Annotated in this window: 9 protein-coding genes, 3 tRNA genes and 1 CRISPR repeat array; of the genes, 4 read left to right on the top strand and 8 right to left on the bottom strand. The window is 67.3% G+C overall.

All coding sequences use genetic code 11. The features are described from left to right. Window positions 1–48: 48 nt before the first annotated feature. Both CWT10_RS14675 and CWT10_RS14670 read right to left on the bottom strand, forming a co-directional pair. Window positions 49–459 (bottom strand): hypothetical protein, encoded by a 411-nt coding sequence (locus CWT10_RS14675; protein WP_103061634.1) that lies wholly within the window; start codon window positions 457–459, stop codon window positions 49–51. Next, window positions 456–917 (bottom strand): phage holin family protein, encoded by a 462-nt coding sequence (locus tag CWT10_RS14670; protein WP_103061635.1) that lies wholly within the window; start codon window positions 915–917, stop codon window positions 456–458. Before CWT10_RS14670 ends, CWT10_RS14675 begins: the two co-directional genes overlap by 4 nt. Before the next feature lie 461 nt (window positions 918–1,378). Between CWT10_RS14670 and CWT10_RS14665 the strand changes: the two genes are divergently transcribed. Beyond that, entirely contained in the window at window positions 1,379–2,302 is a 924-nt protein-coding gene (locus tag CWT10_RS14665; protein WP_103061644.1) for a hypothetical protein, read from the top strand. A 205-nt stretch (window positions 2,303–2,507) separates the two neighbouring features. Here the strand turns inward: CWT10_RS14665 and CWT10_RS14660 are convergent, their stop codons facing one another. From CWT10_RS14660 to CWT10_RS14635, 6 genes are all read right to left on the bottom strand, one after another. Beyond that, window positions 2,508–4,244 carry an ABC transporter ATP-binding protein gene (locus tag CWT10_RS14660; RefSeq protein WP_103061636.1) on the bottom strand — a complete coding sequence of 579 codons (1,737 nt, stop codon included), beginning with the start codon at window positions 4,242–4,244 and terminating at the stop codon, window positions 2,508–2,510. Further along, window positions 4,244–6,244, bottom strand: a complete 2,001-nt coding sequence (locus CWT10_RS14655) for an ABC transporter transmembrane domain-containing protein (protein WP_103061637.1) — start codon at window positions 6,242–6,244, stop codon at window positions 4,244–4,246. The genes CWT10_RS14660 and CWT10_RS14655 overlap by 1 nt, the downstream gene beginning before the upstream one ends. Window positions 6,245–6,412: 168 nt before the next feature. Further along, window positions 6,413–7,024 carry an NAD(P)H-dependent oxidoreductase gene (locus tag CWT10_RS14650; protein ID WP_103061638.1) on the bottom strand — a complete coding sequence of 204 codons (612 nt, stop codon included), beginning with the start codon at window positions 7,022–7,024 and terminating at the stop codon, window positions 6,413–6,415. A gap of 196 nt (window positions 7,025–7,220) precedes the next feature. Further along, window positions 7,221–8,513 (bottom strand): ABC transporter permease, encoded by a 1,293-nt coding sequence (locus CWT10_RS14645; RefSeq protein ID WP_103061639.1) that lies wholly within the window; start codon window positions 8,511–8,513, stop codon window positions 7,221–7,223. A gap of 26 nt (window positions 8,514–8,539) precedes the next feature. Continuing rightward, window positions 8,540–9,694, bottom strand: coding sequence for an ABC transporter ATP-binding protein (locus CWT10_RS14640; RefSeq protein ID WP_233187962.1), 1,155 nt, complete (start codon window positions 9,692–9,694; stop codon window positions 8,540–8,542). A gap of 99 nt (window positions 9,695–9,793) precedes the next feature. Beyond that, entirely contained in the window at window positions 9,794–10,183 is a 390-nt protein-coding gene (locus CWT10_RS14635; protein WP_103061640.1) for a metallopeptidase family protein, read from the bottom strand. Window positions 10,184–10,398: 215 nt separating this feature from the next. Between CWT10_RS14635 and CWT10_RS14630 the strand changes: the two genes are divergently transcribed. From CWT10_RS14630 to CWT10_RS14620, 3 genes are all read left to right on the top strand, one after another. Next, window positions 10,399–10,471 (top strand) — tRNA-Glu (locus tag CWT10_RS14630). 25 nt (window positions 10,472–10,496) lie between these two features. After that, window positions 10,497–10,570: transfer RNA gene (locus CWT10_RS14625), tRNA-Asp, on the top strand. A 47-nt stretch (window positions 10,571–10,617) separates the two neighbouring features. Further along, window positions 10,618–10,690 (top strand) — tRNA-Phe (locus tag CWT10_RS14620). Between the two features lie 1,056 nt (window positions 10,691–11,746). Beyond that, window positions 11,747–13,454: a CRISPR direct-repeat array (repeat unit 36 nt; unit sequence GCCTCAATGGAGCCCGGTCCTGAAGACCGGGAAGAC). Window positions 13,455–13,876: the final 422 nt, after the last annotated feature.

Raw genomic sequence — 13,876 nt, 5'->3', positions numbered from 1 at the left:
AATACGGATCCAGACGGGGCGGATGGGTTCGGGCGGCCAGTGGCCGTGCTAGCGGCGCAGCGCCTTGACCAGGGCGAATACGCTCAACCCCGCCAGCGCCGCCACAGCCCCGGTGACCAGTGCCAGTGCCTGCGGATCGCCGTCCTGGGCGTCGTTGAGCAGGCGCCGGGCCCTGTCAATGAGTGACGGGCTGTCGCTGCTCGGCGCGTCGGCGGGGAACAGCGGAGCGCTGGCGTCGCCCTGCAGGCGGGACTTCAGTCCGGTGGCCGCCGACTGGGCGCGTTCACGTAGATCGGCCACGGTCGCCTCGGTGGTGGAGCGAGCCACTGCCTTCAAGGCATTGGGTGCCAGACGTTGGGCTAGTTGCTCGACGTCGTTCGCGACCGAGGCGCGCAGTTCGGAGAGGCGGGCCTCGATCTCTTCAGGTGTGGCCGCGTCGGCCGGATTCTTCTCACTCACTGCTGGTTGCCCTTCTCGAAGCCGGTGGCGGCGGCGGACTTGACGGTGTTGAGGTCGTGTTGGAGGGCGCCCTTGGGGTCAGGGATGTCGGCCTTGGCCGCCTGCAGGCGCTTGCTCCCCAGCAGCGCGGTGATGGAGGCCACGATCAACAGCGTGGCGGCGACTATGAGTTTGGCGGCCCATACGGGTAGTGCCAGTGCGAGCAGGTCCACGATGGCGCCCAGGAGGAATCCCACCCCGTACAGGGCGATGACCCCGCCCACTGCCAGCAGTGCACCGCCGACTCCCATGGTGGTGGCCATGCGTTTGCCCTTGGCCTTGGCCAAGTCGATCTCCCCGTGCACGAGCGCGGAGATGTTTTCCGAGATTCGGTTGACGAGCTCGCTCAGCGTCGGTGCTGTTGAAGCAGAGCTCGGCCGCGGCGGCGCCGACGGGGGCTGATTGGGCTGCTGGCTCATGGAACCGACCTTCTTGTGCCTGCTGATAAACGGTGCGGGGCGGCCCACCGGCCGCTCCCATTGCTCGGAACAGAATCTCACACGCCGGGCCTGGGTTGAAGCTGACCGGTCCTGGCTAAGTGCCTGATTCGATGGCGGCGGTGGCAGTGCAACCGAATGGTGACGTTGTGGGCATGTCGGCACCTCGCGCTCCAGTTCCCGGCGGTCCGTCTGCGGATGGACCGTCTGGCTGCCGTTGGACCACCTGAAACGTACTCTCAGACGGTCCAACCGCAGGAAAGCGGTCCGACTGAAGGAACGCGGCCCGAGTGGGGTGCTCGGTGGCGAGTGTGGAGGGCGCAGCGTCTACCCGGTCCACCTGTGCGGTCGCCGTTATCCACAGCCCGGGTTGGTGCAGAGGGGCGTTCACCGTGTTCACAGGCGCTCGGACAAACAGCCCGGCCAGGGTGCACCGTGCAGGCATGTGGAGCTCGCCGATTCCGATCCTATTGTCATCCGAACTCGCCGGGTGCGGGCTGGACAAGGGTACGCTCGCCCGGTCCGCGCGCCCCGGCGGGGAACTTGTCCGCATCCTGCGTGGTGCATACGTGCAGCGTAGAGATCTCCACGGCCTGACTTGGTCTGAGGCACATCGGGTCAAGGTCATCGCCGCTCGACTCACCGGAGCACTGGAAGGTGCCGTGCTCGCCAGGGAGTCGGCGGCTGTCGTACATGGGATTCCGCTGGTGGGTGAGATTCCAAAGCAGGTCCAGGTGGTGCGGCCCGGGCGCGATGGCGGACGATCATCGGCGGGGATTCATACCCTGCGTGCCGGCTGCGACTTCCAGACGGTGCTTGACGATGGCGTGCCGGTTGCCTCGGTGGCGCAGACCCTCGCGGATCTTGGACGTCGCCGACCGTTGCGCTATGTATTGGCCGGCTTCGACGCCATGCTGAGAGAGGGGCGGGTGACGAAAGATGGGATCGCTGCCGCGGCTCCGGAGCGAACATGGGGGAGACAGCGCCTATCCCGGACGATCCAGGCGGCTGACCCGGATTCCGAGTCTCCCGGGGAGAGCTTGAGTCGAGCGGTGATGATCGAACACCACCTGCCACTACCGGCCTTGCAGGAGCCGGTACGGGACCAGCGTGGCGGACTGCTCGGACGTGTGGACTTCATGTGGCCCGAACACGGTGTGATCGGAGAGTTCGACGGTCGGGTCAAGTACGGACGGGAGCTGACGGGTAGGGCGATGGACGACGTCCTGCTCGCCGAACGGCGTCGAGAACTCGACATCGAGAGCGCCACGGGTATGCGAGTTGTGCGCTGGCTTTGGGATGACGCGCTGAGGGAACAGGGGATGTTGGAGATCCTCGCCGGAGCAGGCATTCGTGCCATCCATTGAGTAGGTGAGTGGGCGCCGTCGGTTCGGACCCGTTGCGTCGGTTTGGACTGCCCGCGTCGGTTTGGACCCCTTGCGTCGGTTTGGACCGGCCCAGTTGCACACTGCGGCGGTCCAAACGGAGGTTGGCGGTCCAAACGGAGGTTGGCGGTCCAAATGGAGGTTGGCGGCCCAAAACACGGCCAGGCCGCACGTGCCGGCCGCGCCGCTACTCCTGGCTCCAGGCCTCCCACAGGCTCGCATACTCCCCGCCGAGGGCGACGAGTTCATCATGCGTACCCAACTCCACGATCCGGCCGTCCAACATTACGGCCACCCGGTCCGCGTCCTGAGCCGTGTACAGGCGGTGTGCCACCTCTATTACGGTCCTGCCTGCCAGCGCCGTTGACAGGGTCCGCTCCAGAGTTCGTGCCGCGTGCGGATCCAGCAGAGAGGTCGCCTCATCCAGGATCAGTGTGTGCGGATCCAACAGCACCAGACGCGCCAGCGCCACCTCCTGCGCTTGTGCGGGGGTGAGCGTCAGGTTTCCCGAACCGACCGGAGTGTGCATGCCTTCAGGCAGTTCATCAACCCACTTGTGCGCCCCGATGGCGGCGATCGCGTGGGCGATGGTGGCGTCATCCGCGTCCGGGCGTCCCAGGCGCACGTTGTCCGCGATTGTGCCGGCAAACACATGCTGCTCCTGGGTCACCAGAGCCACATGGCGGCGCAGCTCCGCCTCAGTCAGATCGGTCAGCGGCACGCCGCCCACCGTCACCGACCCGGAGGTCGGCGGGTTGATGCCAGCCAGCATGCGGCCCAGGGTCGACTTGCCCGATCCTGACGGGCCGACGACGGCGAGTCGCTCCCCGGGCACCAGGTCAAGGTCAATGCCGTGGAGCACCTCCAGACCTTCGCGATAGGCGAAGCGAACATTGCGCAAAAGCATGCGCGTGTTCTCGGGTTCGGCACCGGTGGGAGTGCGATCATCCGGCACCTCCTCCACGCCCAGAATACGGGTGAGTGAGGCCTGGGAGACCTGCACCTGATCGATCCAGAACATCAGCTGGCCAATCGGCTTGCGCAGTTCCATGGCGTACAGGGTCACCGTGGTGATCGCGCCCAGGCTCGCCCAGCCGCGGGATGCGAGGAAACCTCCCCAGAGCAGAATGACCACCACCGGGGCCCGCCAGGCCACGTCCAGCACCAGGTACAGGCGCACTCGCAGCCAGGCCGTGAACTTCTCCAGACTCCAGGCCTCTGCCACCGAGGCGGCGATGACCTCCTCCCGACGACGACCGATCCCCAGGGCATCAACGGTGAAGGTGTGGTCAACCGTTTCGGAGACCACGCCGTTGAGCCGGGCTGCAGCGGCAGACCCCGCCCGGTACGCGGGCACCGAGATCGGCAGGTACCAGCTCATCATCGCCCACACCGGTGGACCCACCACCAGCAGTCCCGCCGCCAACAGCGGATCAGAAACCGCCGCCGCGGCGATAGTGAACACGATCGTCACGGTGCATACCATGATCTGAGGCACGCCAACTCGCACCAGGAACTCGATGCGGGAGACGTCATTGGTGGTGCGCCCCACCAGATCACCGGTTCCCGCCGATTCAACCGCCGACAGCGGCAGGTGCACCACCCGGGACATCATGCGCTCCCGTAGATCCGCGAACACCGATTCCCCGAGGGTACGCGCATACATCTGCGCAAAACGGTTGATCAGCGCGCCGACGAGCGTGACCAGGACGATCACCAGGACGATCTTGTCAACGTAGTCGACGGTGGCAGTGCCGGCGGAGACACGGGTAACCAGGCGACCCAGCAACTGCGGAGCCACCAGGGTGGCCAGCACCGCAGTGATCTGCAGAATCAGCACCCACACGAAACGCATGCGGTAGGAGGCCATGATCCCGAAGGTCTTGCGCATGGCCACCTTGCCAGGGGCTACGGGCAGCGCCATCAGCGCGTCACCCCCTCGGCGGGAGCGCCCGCGTCCGGCCGCGCCAAAGGCGCGTCCTGCTGGGATTGCGCCGCGCCCGCATCCGGCCGCGCCAAAGGCGCGTCCTCCCCTATAGCTCGGGCGACGACGCCGCGGTAGACGACGGCGTCCGGATCGCCGGCCCGGGCCCGGGCCACCAGCTCCCGATGCGGTGCGCGCAGGCGCTCGCGGCCGGCGTCGTCGAGAAAAACCACCTCATCGCACACCTCCAACACCAGCGGGGAGGCGGTGGTGACAATCGTGGTGCTGCCCGCACGGGCGGCGCGCACCCGACGCGCCACCCGGGCCTCCGTATGCGAATCCAGAGCGCTGGTCGGCTCGATCAGCACCAGCGTGGGCGCCTGCGTGAGCAGCGCTCGGGCCAGAGCCACACGCTGGCGCTGCCCACCGGACAGGGATCGCCCCCGCTCGGTGATCATGCCCGCCAGGCCCAGGTCCAGGGAGGACAGCACATCGTGGGCGTCTGCCACCTCCAGGGCAGCGAGCAGACGCTCATCGCCAGCCTCATGTGCCACCGCCCCATGCACATTCTGGTCCACATCGGCCACCCCGGACCGTTCCCGCTCGGCGGCCACCAGAGTGCCCACGTCCACTGGCTCGGGCACCGCACCACCGCGAACATCCAAGGCCTCACGCAGGGTGCCCGTGAACAACTGCGCCGTCGCCCCGGACACCACGATCGAGGCACGCACCTGCTCCAGCGGCATACCAGTCAAGGGCCGTGCGGCGAGTGTCACGGCAGGAGCGGCATCGTCGAAACGACCCAGCCGGGTGGCCAGCGCGGCGGACACATCCGGATCGGCGGAAACCAGCGCCGTCATGCGCCCGGGAGCCAGGGTGACGCCGGAGCCGGAGTCCGCCAGCTCGCCGACGACCGGGGAGGGGCGGGTCGGGTCGAGCACCAGCCGCTCGGCAACGTTCCCTGCGGCCGGCGTGACCGTGAGCAGTCGTGCCAGGCGTCGGGACCCCACCAGGGCGCGGGTGTAGTCCTGCACGGAGTATGAGAAAACCATCAACGGCCAGGACAGGTAGGCGGTGTAGCCGTAGAAGGTGACCAACTCGCCGGCGGTGATCGCCCCGGTGATGGCCATACGGGCCGCCGCCCATACGACGACGGCGACGAACAGGCCCGGCAGCAGCACTTGCAGACTCATAAGCACCGACTGTGTGCCGGCCACGGCCACGCCGCGGCGCCGCAGCTCCTGGGACGCCTCCCGGTAACGGCGGGCGAAGACGTCCTCCCCGCCGATGCCACGCAGAATCCGCAGACCCGCCACCGTGTCGGTGGTGATGGTGGTCAGAGCGGACTGCGCCTCGCGCTGCGCTGACTGGCGCCGCTGCAGTGGACGGATCACCGGGGTGATCGCCCAGGCCACCAGCGGCATGCCCACCAGCACGATCACCCCCAGCCGCACCGACGTGCTCAGCATGATCACCGCCACCACCAGGAAGGCGCAGGCGGAGCCGATCAGTTCGGGCAGGCGCTGCGCGAAGTTGCCGATGTACTGGGCGTCCGAGGCGACGATCGAGGCGACCTCGCCGGAGGAGACCTGCCGGGTCAGGCCGGCACCGGTGGTGGACACCTGGCGGCCGACCAGGCGGCCGATGTCGAAGTTGATCCGCATCCACGCGTGGATGCGGAAGTAGGACAGCATGGTGTCGCCCACCGCGTACACGAGGAACAGCCCCAGCAGAGTCAGCGTGATCGTCCATACACGCGGGTTCAGGCCATGCTCAATGCCGGCATCCAGAGCGGCTCCGAGGAAGGAGGGCACAATCGCCTGGATGATGCTGGAGATGATTGCGGCCACGGTGGCGACCGCAAGTGGTGCGGCGGCGCGCCGCAGCAGCCAGCGCAGCAGGCGCCCCGGTCCGGCCCCGGCCGGCGGCTGGGGGAGCGGGGCGTTCGGTTGCGGCAGGAGGTGGCGGACGGCGGTGAGTGGGTTGCGGGGACGAGCCATGGTGGCACGAGGCTAGCGGTGAGCCGACGCCTTGGGGCCGCGGCGCGGTGTGGGATGAACCGCGTCGCGGCGGGGAATACGCGTCGGACCGGAGCACGGGTGCTGTTGCGGCCGCATGGCCGCGGCTGCGGGCCGCGTCCGCTCCCGCAGCCACCGGCTGCAGACCGCCTACTGGTAGGTGTCCAGGATGCGTAGCTTCCGTGAAGTTACGTAGCGGGCGTAGGCCTTGGCGCGTGCCTCCAGATCGGCGGTGTGCATCGTCGTCGCCCCCGGAGTCACGAAGGGCTCCAGGTAGTCGGTGCCGATGATCACGCTGGTCGCCTGGAAGGGGCGCAGTACGTCGTTCATGGTGTAGCCGGAGGAGGCGGCGTCACGGTCGCGTCGACGCCGCCTAAACAGGACGTCGGCTACCGAGCGGCGGGTGTCGAAGCGCCGGTAGTGAGCGGCCACCGCACCGGCGGACACGGCCAGCAGCAACTCCTTGCCCTGCAGGGCGTCCCCGTTGGTGCCGTACGCCCAGCCCCAGGTCAGGACGTCGTCCTCCCACTTCTTCAGCAGCGGTGGGCTGGAGTACCACTGGATCGGGAACTGGAGCACGATCCGGTCGGTGTGCTCCAGCAGATTCTGCTCGGCCTCGATATCGAAGTTGAAGTCGGGGTACAGCGCGTACATGTCGCGGATCTCGACGCCGTCGAGCCCCTCCGCCGCCTGCGCCAGGCGCAGGTTGATGGTGGATTGGCTGAGGTCGGGGTGGAAGATGAAGATGGTGGTTTTCGCCATGACATTCCTCAACAGACGCGGGCGTAGAGATGCTGCCCACGGTAGACGACGAACTGTGCCGCTCCTCCCGGGGCGTTTACTCTCCGGAATAATAACGGCATGCTAACGGATGGGTGCGGGTATGTGTCTACCGATTGATCACGCTCACAATCCGGGGTTGCCGGCCCGGGGCTCCGGGCCGATCCAGTTGGGGGTCTTACTCGGTGGTGTCTGCGCCGGTGGGTGGCCGCGTCGCCCGTAAGGCCGGGGCCAGTGCCGCCAGCACGCCGCCGACGCCGCCGACCAGCGCTGGCGCCAGCAGCTGCATCCAGGGGATGACGATCTCGTCCAGACCCCGGTCGGCCAGCACCGTGCTCAGTGCCGTCGACAGGAGCAGGCCGCAGATCCCGCCGAGGATTACGCCGCCGGCACCGGCGAGCAGGGCCTCGCACAGGAACTGCCCGACGCTCTGACCCCGGGTCTGGCCGAGGGCTCGCAGCAGTGTGGTCTCAGCGGTCCGCCTGGAGGCGTGTGCCGACACAGCGCCGGCCGCGCAGATCCCGGCCAGCACCGCCATGCCGACGAGCATGGCCGGAAGGGCGTCCAATACGACGTCCAGGTATCCGGGTTGGTTCAGGGACTTGCGCAGGGAGGCGGCCGTGGGCGCGGCAAGGCAGGTGGCCGCGGCGGCAAGCAGGGGTGGCGCCGCCAGGGCGGCCCCCTGACGGGGAGCGGCGGCCAGACGGCGCACGGCTAGGCCACCGCTCGTCGTCGACCGAGCCGGCAGCCCCAGCAGCATGACGAACGGACGCAGCGCCCACGGCAGGGCGAGTAGGACTCCGAGTAGCAGCAGCGAAGCGGACACCCCCAGCACGGTTACCCGCTGGGGCAGGTCGGTCACGCGCCAGGTGACGCCGATACCGGCCATTGCGAGCAGACTCAGCACCGCACCGGCTACGCCCCGGGACAGCGCCGGGCGGGCGGCGTCGTCGGGCGGCGTCGAGCCGGCGGGCGGTGTCAACGCCGCACCGATGGCCGGCGGCGCAGCGCCGCAGACAGCCGCCAGCAGACCGATGATGATGGCGGCGGGCCGCGGCGCGGTCGACAGGTCGACCAGCGGCCCACCGCGGGAGGTGAAGCCGGTGTCCAACAGCCTGATGACGCCAATGCCGCCGAGCATGCCCAACGCGGCCCCAAGCAGGCCGATGGCCGTGGCCTGTAGGAGGACCGCCACTGCCACGGGCGTCGGGGCGGTGCCCGTGGCGCGCAGCAGGGCGAGCGCATGGGTGCGCCGTCGCAGGCTCGCCGCGAAGGCATTCATGACGATGATCATGACCGCTAGCGCCACCAGGGCGGTCATGCCCCACAGCAGAGCGTGCACGTACGCGTGCGCCAGGCGGGTGTCGGATGGGGCTGCGGGAAGGGCGTCGTCGACGGCGAGGGCACCGGCGACCGCGGACACGCCCACGGCAACGGTCGCCGCGGCGAGCAGGGACGGCCCCGGGCGCATGCGTACCGCATGCCAGACCGCCCGGATCACTGGTACCCCCACGGATTGTTGAGATCAGCGATGTCGGCACTGGCATTGCGGCTGCGCCGCCCCGGTCGGGCCGGTCGATCGCTGGGGGCGTCCCAGTCATGCGGGGTGGCGTCATAGGGGCGTGAAGCGCGTCCCGGACGGGGCTGGTCGCTGGGCTCGTCCCAATCGTGCGGGCGGTCGTGCGTGCGGGCGCCGCGGGGGCGAACGCGCTGCTGCCCGATGGGTTGCGCCCAGGCCTCTTCGATCTGTGAGACCTCCCGCTCGGTGGAGCCTACGCTGACGGCGGATGGCCCCGTGGCACCCAGGTCATGCAGGGCGTCCAGGAGTCGATCCCGGTCAGGCTGGTTCATCTCCGCGACGATATTGCCGTCTTGCAGGAAAAGGACGGTATCTGCGCGGGCGGCCGCATCGGCGTCGTGGGTGAACATGATGACGCTCTGCTCCAACTGGTCGACGGCGGCCCGCAGAATGTCCAGCAGCTGGGCGGTTCCCACCGAGCCCAGGGAGCCGGTCGGCTCGTCGGCGAAGACAGCCGCCGGGTTGCCGACAATTGCGCGGGCGCAGGCGACCCGCTGCGCCAGCTCCGGGGTCAGTTCGGCGGGACGGTAGTCGAGCCGGCCCCGCAGGCCGACGACGTCGGCGATTCGCTCCAGGCGCGCCTGATCTACGTGGCGGCGGGCCAGATTCAGCGTCAAGGTGATGTTCTCGGCTACGGGCAGCGACGGGATGAGATTGTGTGAACGCAGGATCAGACCGACCCGCTCGCGCCGCAGTCGTGCCAGGCGTCGGCCGTTCATAAGCGAGATCTCATTGCCGTCGAGTATCACGGTCCCCGAGGTCGGGGTGTCCAGGCCGATCAGGCAGCGCATGAGGGTGGTCTTGCCCGACCCCGACGGTCCCAGCACGGCGGTGAAACGGCCTCGGGCGATATGCGCGTCCACCGAATCCAGGGCCGTTACGGAGGCCTCGCCGTCGCCGAAGATTCTGGACAGGTTGCGGGCGGTGACCACCGGGTCGCCCACGGGCCCGTGCGCGACGAGCCGGTCCGGCCTGCGGCGGCTCATGCGCGTCTCGCGGCGCGAGGATGTCGATGATGTGCTCAGATGCCGGGCCTCTGAGGAGGTCGGTCCGTCCGGTGCGGCTGCGGTCATAACGGCAGTGTCACATGTAATGGTGTCGTGGGTGAAGCATGTGGCTGCGGCGCGCCTTGTCTGTGATCTGATCTGTGACCGTGTCACCTCGCGGCGCGGCTAGTCCCAACCGAGCTCGTGCAGCCGCTCATCAGAGATGCCGAAGTGGTGGGCGACCTCATGAATCACAGTAACTGCCACCTGTTCCACCAGTTCCTGGCGCGAGCCGCACCAGCGTTGCAGTGGACCCTGGAAGATGAGGATGCGGTCGGGTAGAACCAGGGACCACCCGGCATCACGTTCAGTCAACGGTACGCCGTCGTACAGCCCGAGCAGGGTGGGGCGTCCAGCGGCGTCGTAGTCCGCCTCGGTGAGCATTTCGTGCTCCGGCTCGTCCTGGACGAGCACCACGATGTTGTCCATGTGGGCGGCTAGGTCCTCCGGGATGATGTCGAGTGCATCGGAGACGGCGGCCTCGAACTCGGCGTCGGAGAGCTGGGTAGGGCTCATGGGGGAGAGCCTGCCATGGCTCGGCAGGTCGGGCTGATGCGGGATGGTGTGGGAAGGCTGCGGGAGGGCGTGGGAGGGCGGAGGGTGCAACAGGGGTGTGAACCGCCCACGGGATGCCTGGTGAGCAGGCTCACGCCCGGAAGATTTGCGTTGATGCGGTCTGGCCCAATACCGTACATCCCGGTTCGAGGCGCGACGACGCCAAGGGCAACCGGGCCCCCATCGTCTAGCGGCCCAGGACCCCGCCCTTTCACGGCGGTAGCACGGGTTCGAATCCCGTTGGGGGTACGATTCACGTAAGTGATGACATATTGGCCTCGTGGCGCAGTTGGTTAGCGCGCCGCCCTGTCACGGCGGAGGTCGCGGGTTCAAGTCCCGTCGAGGTCGCGGATGCGGGTCGCTCAGTCGGAAACGGCTGGGCGACCTAGCCTCTAGGCTCTGTAGCTCAGTTGGTAGAGCGTTCGACTGAAAATCGAAAGGTCACCGGATCGACGCCGGTCGGAGCCACGGCGATGGCCCTCGGGACCCACAAGGTCCCGGGGGCTTCGCTTGTTTCGGGCGGACTGCCGGGTTATCGGGGACGGTTATCGGCGCTAATGTGTGTGTGGTTCGGGCGTGTCGTGGTGTTCTAGCTGGTTCGTCCGGCCCAGCCTTTGCGTTTCCAGAGGCCTTCTTCGGGGGGTGGTGCCCCATCCGGCGGGGTGCGTGCTGGCGGTGGTGGGTGTGGACTCGATCGGCTGCCGTCCGCGTACTTGGACCGCGTTCCTGCGCTTGGACCGCGGTTTTGCGGTTGGACCGTCTGAGAGTGCGTTTCAGGTGGTCCAACGGCAGCTAGACGGTCCAGCGGCAGCCAGGTGGTCCAACGGCAGCCAGGTGGTCGATGGGTGTTTGCGCCTATAACCCCCAGGCCCTTTTGTGGGCCGGCCTCATCTCGTCGATGGAGATCTGGGAGTGCATCTCGCCGGTAACCGGTGGCTTGGGTACCGGGACGTGCCAGCACTAGGCCGTTAGGCGGCGAATCGCTCTGTTGCTACCACCGGACAGGTTGGCTTGGGAGCGGTTGCCGGTTGCCCAGTCGATGAACTCACCCAGCGCAGCTGGCTCGGTTCCACCCGGTGCGGGTGGGTGCGGTGGGGTGGTTGAGGACCGGCAGGCGGTGCACTTGCGCCGTTGGGTGTCTGCGGCGGTGTGGCTGGTCTTGTTCGTCGGGGTCTGGCAGATCGGGTGGAGCCTTGCTCGTGGGGAGCGTGTTCTGACGGCCCGCACATTTACCCGCGAAAGTCAAGCATCGCCCAGGATTAACGTCCCAGACCATAATCACCCCGATTTTCCCGCACCACACCGGCCAAAACCCCGATCTCAAGCACCACGCTCACGCCGACAACTCTCGACCGCAGGCACACCGGCACCATGCACACCACCGTCAACCACATCAAACAAGACAACCGCACCAACCCGAACCAGCACCACCACACCCCCGAATCGGAAGAGCCCTGGAGCGCCAGGTTGTTTGGAGTCCAGTAAGACGATGTCGGCGAGCTGTGGGACGACGGCCTCGCATGGGCCTCAATGGAGCCCGGTCCTGAAGACCAGGAAGACGCGCCACCAGCTTGACGTCGTGTGCGGCTGGCCGGAGCCTCAATGGAGCCCGGTCCTGAAGACCGGGAAGACGGCTGATCCTGATCCTGCTCAAGCAGTTGGTCGACTTGCCTCAATGGAGCCCGGTCCTGAAGACCGGGAAGACAGTCCGCGACCCAGCAGGTCCAGGCCGAGGCCCAGAAGCCTCAATGGAGCCCGGTCCTGAAGACCGGGAAGACAGCCCGACATTTTCGCCGAGACCTACCAGGAAGCCGCCTCAATGGAGCCCGGTCCTGAAGACCGGGAAGACAGTCGCCTGTCAGCCACCGCGGCCGGATGCCAACTTGCCTCAATGGAGCCCGGTCCTGAAGACCGGGAAGACGGCTGATCCTGATCCTGCTCAAGCAGTTGGTCGACTTGCCTCAATGGAGCCCGGTCCTGAAGACCGGGAAGACAGTCCGCGACCCAGCAGGTCCAGGCCGAGGCCCAGAAGCCTCAATGGAGTCCGGTCCTGAAGACCGGGAAGACGCCTGGACGACGGCACCAGCCAGGTCATACTGCCCGAGCCTCAATGGAGCCCGGTCCTGAAGACCGGGAAGACAAGGACACCCATCAGCCCTCAGCACAGGCACTCGGGCCTCAATGGAGCCCGGTCCTGAAGACCGGGAAGACCCGCATATCTACCGTCCGCGTCCGTCCACTACTGGAGGCCTCAATGGAGCCCGGTCCTGAAGACCGGGAAGACGTCAGGAGCTCGAGGAGATCGCCGCCCAGGGCTGGGCGCCTCAATGGAGCCCGGTCCTGAAGACCGGGAAGACCCGCATATCTACCGTCCGCGTCCGTCCACTACTGGAGGCCTCAATGGAGCCCGGTCCTGAAGACCGGGAAGACTAACCGCTTCTCTGACCTGTACGACAACACAGTCGGGCCTCAATGGAGCCCGGTCCTGAAGACCGGGAAGACAGGCGGGTGTTTCCGGTGGGCTCGACTGGCTGAAAGGCCTCAATGGAGCCCGGTCCTGAAGACCGGGAAGACAGGCGTACCAACACAAGTCTCAGCCGGCCGCGACTGGCCTCAATGGAGCCCGGTCCTGAAGACCGGGAAGACGCATCCGTCTACCGGCACATCGGCGCACAGGATATTGGCCTCAATGGAGCCCGGTCCTGAAGACCGGGAAGACTCCCGGCGAACTACGAGCACACGAGTATCACAATCGGGCCTCAATGGAGCCCGGTCCTGAAGACCGGGAAGACGGGACCAGCCTGGTCCTCACGGCCGTCATCTGACGGGCGGCCTCAATGGAGCCCGGTCCTGAAGACCGGGAAGACCGCGGTGCCTGGGCTGTCGAGCCCCTGGGCATGGACGAGCCTCAATGGAGCCCGGTCCTGAAGACCGGGAAGACCGCGGTGCCTGGGCTGTCGAGCCCCTGGGCATGGACGAGCCTCAATGGAGCCCGGTCCTGAAGACCGGGAAGACTTCACCGGCGGCCAGGTCACCGACTCCGACCATAAGCCTCAATGGAGCCCGGTCCTGAAGACCGGGAAGACGATAAACGAGAACAACATCGTTTTCAATGGGTATATGCCTCAATGGAGCCCGGTCCTGAAGACCGGGAAGACAGGCTGTGCGGGCGCTCAAGCCGCGCCTGGTGGTGTGGGCCTCAATGGAGCCCGGTCCTGAAGACCGGGAAGACAGCTCGCGGTTTTCACCGCCGCTGACCAGGGAGTTTACACGCTTCTGCGAGCGCTGCCTCAGAAACGGGTCAACCGGTTGTTCCAACGGGGGCGCCGACCGATAGAAATCCGCGTCATGGCAACGAATCGAGCGCTGCCTAGGAAACCGGCCGGCACCGGAGCGCTCGCAAAGCGCCCGCGTCTCCGGTGGGGCCTCGACCGTCGACCTCGCCAGCTCCGCTGTCATTCGTGGAGCTGGCGAGGTCAACGGCTGCCATGAGACGCCCTTCTCCGCATGCCTGGAAGCCACGGTTCTCAAGGGTACCCGCCTCGCTTTAGGCATAGTCGGTCTCGGTGTGTTACTGGTGCCGGTCTCGGTGAGGTTGCGCGGTGTGAGGATGCGGTCGCCGGCTCGGTCGGCGCCCGTGCGGCTCTTCAGCGA

The sequence above is a fragment of the Actinomyces qiguomingii genome, from assembly GCF_004102025.1.
Lineage (GTDB): Bacteria > Actinomycetota > Actinomycetes > Actinomycetales > Actinomycetaceae > Actinomyces > Actinomyces qiguomingii.
This window is presented reverse-complemented; position numbering and strand designations above follow the sequence as displayed.

Excerpts from the sequence above, each read along its gene's own strand:
- CWT10_RS14670 (WP_103061635.1), bottom strand. The coding sequence starts at position 917 with ATGAGCCAGCAGCCCAATCAGCCCCCGTCGGCGCCGCCGCGGCCGAGC.
- CWT10_RS14665 (WP_103061644.1), top strand. The coding sequence starts at position 1,379 with ATGTGGAGCTCGCCGATTCCGATCCTATTGTCATCCGAACTCGCCGGG.
- CWT10_RS14660 (WP_103061636.1), bottom strand. The coding sequence starts at position 4,244 with ATGGCGCTGCCCGTAGCCCCTGGCAAGGTGGCCATGCGCAAGACCTTC.
- CWT10_RS14655 (WP_103061637.1), bottom strand. The coding sequence starts at position 6,244 with ATGGCTCGTCCCCGCAACCCACTCACCGCCGTCCGCCACCTCCTGCCG.
- CWT10_RS14650 (WP_103061638.1), bottom strand. The coding sequence starts at position 7,024 with ATGGCGAAAACCACCATCTTCATCTTCCACCCCGACCTCAGCCAATCC.
- CWT10_RS14645 (WP_103061639.1), bottom strand. The coding sequence starts at position 8,513 with ATGCGCCCGGGGCCGTCCCTGCTCGCCGCGGCGACCGTTGCCGTGGGC.
- CWT10_RS14640 (WP_233187962.1), bottom strand. The coding sequence starts at position 9,694 with ATGACCGCAGCCGCACCGGACGGACCGACCTCCTCAGAGGCCCGGCAT.
- CWT10_RS14635 (WP_103061640.1), bottom strand. The coding sequence starts at position 10,183 with ATGAGCCCTACCCAGCTCTCCGACGCCGAGTTCGAGGCCGCCGTCTCC.